Source organism: Luteibacter sp. P4_E6, from assembly GCF_056401535.1.
On sequence record NZ_JBFUJE010000451.1, the window covers coordinates 1 to 3,224 of the forward strand.

General features: G+C 63.4%; 4 protein-coding genes. 1 reads left to right on the forward strand and 3 read right to left on the reverse strand.

From position 1 onward, the window contains the following. Nucleotides 1-357: putative PEP-binding protein (locus AC1DT2_RS19005; RefSeq protein ID WP_477298028.1), on the forward strand; the 357-nt coding region annotated here is incomplete at its 5' end. A 143-nt stretch (nucleotides 358-500) separates the two neighbouring features. Here AC1DT2_RS19005 and AC1DT2_RS19010 read toward each other — a convergent pair. Genes AC1DT2_RS19010 through AC1DT2_RS19020 form a run of 3 tightly spaced genes read right to left on the reverse strand, consistent with a single transcriptional unit; the run spans nucleotide 501 to nucleotide 3,022 of the window. Further along, nucleotides 501-1,268, reverse strand: a complete 768-nt coding sequence (locus AC1DT2_RS19010; RefSeq protein ID WP_213950149.1) for a DeoR/GlpR family DNA-binding transcription regulator — start codon at nucleotides 1,266-1,268, stop codon at nucleotides 501-503. Further along, complete coding sequence (locus tag AC1DT2_RS19015; protein ID WP_063571831.1) at nucleotides 1,265-1,885, reverse strand: HAD family hydrolase; 621 nt, start codon at nucleotides 1,883-1,885, stop codon at nucleotides 1,265-1,267. The genes AC1DT2_RS19010 and AC1DT2_RS19015 overlap by 4 nt, the downstream gene beginning before the upstream one ends. Before the next feature lie 15 nt (nucleotides 1,886-1,900). Then, entirely contained in the window at nucleotides 1,901-3,022 is a 1,122-nt protein-coding gene (locus tag AC1DT2_RS19020; protein ID WP_477298031.1) for an MFS transporter, read from the reverse strand. Nucleotides 3,023-3,224 lie beyond the last annotated feature (202 nt).

Below are 3,224 nucleotides of genomic sequence, written 5' to 3' on the forward strand. Positions count from 1 at the left end.
ATCATGATGTGCGAGGTCCCCTCCAACGCCTTGATGGCCGACGAGTTCCTCGACATTTTTGACGGCTTCTCGATCGGCTCGAACGACCTCACCCAGCTCACCCTCGGCCTGGATCGTGATTCGAGTATCGTCGCCAACCTCTTCGACGAGCGCGATCCGGCGGTGAAGAAGCTGCTGTCGATGGCGATCAGCACGGCCCGCGCCAAGGGCAAGTACATCGGCATCTGCGGCCAGGGCCCGTCCGACCACCCGGATCTTGCCGAGTGGCTGATGGACCAGGGCATCGAATCGGTATCGCTGAACCCGGATACCGTCGTCGATACCTGGCTGCGCCTTGCGAAGAAAAAGGCCGGCTAAGCTCGCATTGTGTGGGAGCCGCTTCAGCGGCGAATGAAGACATGTGGGAGCCGCTTCAGCGGCGWTGGGGGGTTACCACAAATCCCATTCGCCGCTGAAGCGGCTCCCACACACTGCACACTGCACAAAGCACAAAGCACGCCTTACATGTGCACGGTCACGCCCGCCGCGCGATAACGCGCCACCACCGCCGCATCCGTATCCGACGCGACCACCAGATGCGAGATGCCGGTGATCGGCGCCGTGTGATGCGTCGCCGACGCCACCAGCTTGTCGGGCGTCGCGATAGCTACCGTCTCGCCGCTGGCCTCGATAATGGCCTGTTTGAAGACCGTCTCTTCCTCGTCGTAGGTCCATAGCCCACGCTGCGGATCGATCGCGCAAACGCCCGGGAAACACAGGTCCGCGCGAATATCCTGAGCCTGCCGCACGGTGCGCGAGCCAATCGCGCCACCGATCGCGGGATCGAGCTTGCCACCGAGCATGATCACGTCGAATCCCGGCCGCCCCAGCACCGCCAAGGCGACATCGGGTGCATTCGTCACCACGGTAAGGTCATGGTGATCGGGGAGCATCTTCGCCAGCACCGTGTTGGTGGAGCCKGCGTCGATGAAGAGGATCTGGCCGGTGCCGACCAGACTTAGCGCCGTGCGGGCGAGCGCTCGTTTCAGCTCGGTACGTTCGGCATGTCGCTCACCCAGGGGCGGGATATTCACGGCAAGCAATGCGCCGCCGTAAACGCGACGGCACAATCCCTGGGCAGCAAGGTCGCGCAGATCACGGCGGATCGAATCTTCCGATACGCGGAATTCCTGGGCGAGATCCGCGGCGATGACTTTTCCGTCGCGCTGCAGGCGTTCGAGGATCAGTTGCTGCCGCTCGCGCGGCAGCGTGGTGTCCGGCGCGTTCATTTCGGCAGGAACCCGAGCTCGATCAGTTCGGCGCGCAACTGGGCCGGGGTATGGAAATGGATGCCGTGGATACCAAGGGCCTCCGCGGCTTCCACGTTGATCTTGTTGTCGTCGATGAAGACGGCGCAGGTGGGGTCGATGTCGTATCGCTCGAGCAGGGTTTCGTAGAGCTTCGGATCGGGCTTGATCATGCCCTCCTCGCCCGACACCACGATGCCGTCGAAGCAGTCGAAGAATGCATATCGCTGACGTGCGATGGGAAAGGTCTCGTGCGACCAGTTGGTCAGGCCGTACAAGGGATGGCCTGCGTCCTTGAGCTCGCGCAGGATGTGCAGACTGTCGTCGATGGGACCGCCCAGGGTCTCTTCCCAACGATGCTGGTAGGCCGCGATCAGATCGGCCTGGGTCGGATGTTCCGCGGTCAACAAACGCACGGCTTCCTCCCACGGGCGTCCCGCATCCTGCTGCAGGTTCCACTCAGGCGTGGTCACTTCGGCGAGGAAACGCTCCATCCCGGCTTCATCGTCGCCGAACAGCTTGCTGTAGAGGTAGCGGGGATTCCAGTCGACAAGTACCCCGCCGAAATCGAAGATGACCACATTGCGTTTGGAATGCATGGAAGACTCCTTGGATCAGCGGCGCGCGATGGACGCGCAAAGGGATACCACGACGAGCAGGGACGCGACGCCGCCCAGGGCGATCGATAGCGTGCTGGCCTTGGCGACGAAACCGATGACGGCCGGCCCGGCAAGCATTCCGGCGTAGCCCAGCGAGGTAACCGTGGCGATGGCGATGGCGGGCGAGGTGCGGGGCATCCGGCCAGCGGCACTGAACAGCACGGGCACGATGTTCGAGGCACCGATGCCGACCAGAGCAAAACCGAGTAGCGCCGCCGGCCCCCACGGCAGCGTCGTAGCGAGGAAGAAGCCGGCGGCGGCGATCAGGCTACCGATGCGAACGATGTTGGCCGGACCAAGTGCAGCGGTGATGCGGTCGCCGAGCAGCCGGCCCACAGCCATGGCGATCGAGAACGCGGCGTAGCCCAGACCGGCCACGGACGGATCGAAGCCGCGTGAGAAACGCAGGAATACGGCGCTCCAGTCGAGCATGGCACCCTCGGCAAGGAACACGACCATGCAGAGGAAGCCGAGAAGAAACACCGCACCGCCAGGCAGACGGAAACGAGCATGCGGTTCACCAGAACCGTCGTCGTGGCGGATGAGGAAGTGCCGCCACTGCGTGGCAACGATGACCAGCAACAGGATCGATACCGCGATCGCACTACCCGTCAGGGGTGAGCCGGCATGCAACAGGGCCGCCATGCCCGCGGAGCCTGCGAGGCCGCCGACGCTGAACAGGCCGTGGAAACCGGACATCATCGGCCTCCCCTGCTGCTTCTCGACATCCACCGCGTGAGCATTCATCGCCACGTCGACGACGCCGATCGACCCACCAAAGAACAGTAAGGCTGCGCCCAGCCACCAGACGCTCGGGGCGAGGGTCAGCAAGGGCAACGCCACGCAGACCAGAAGGCCGCTCACGCCGATCACGTAGCGGTGGCCGAACCGATGACTCAGGAAACCCGCGATAGGCATGGCGATGACCGCACCAAAGCCCATGCACAGCAGCACGAGGCCCAGGGTGGCGTCGTCGAGGGCAAGGCGGGCCTTGGCGTAAGGCACCATCGGTGCCCAACTGGCCATGCCTATGCCGGAGAGGAGAAAGATCAAACGGGTGGCGCGTACGGGATTCATGCGGCTGCCGGGGACGAGGAATGCGCATCAATGTACGTAAACGTGCACAAACGTGCAATAGAGTCTTAAACCCAGTGAAAGCCTTTAGCCATTAGAGCCGCCATACCCACGGCCAGGCTGATGATTGCGCCGAAGAGGAGACGGAAATCCGTGCGCGCCTGATGGCGGACATCGCGGAACTCTGAGCGGACCTCCTTTTGAA

Excerpts from the sequence above, each read along its gene's own strand:
- AC1DT2_RS19015 (WP_063571831.1), bottom strand. The coding sequence starts at position 1,885 with ATGCATTCCAAACGCAATGTGGTCATCTTCGATTTCGGCGGGGTACTT.
- AC1DT2_RS19020 (WP_477298031.1), bottom strand. The coding sequence starts at position 3,022 with ATGAATCCCGTACGCGCCACCCGTTTGATCTTTCTCCTCTCCGGCATA.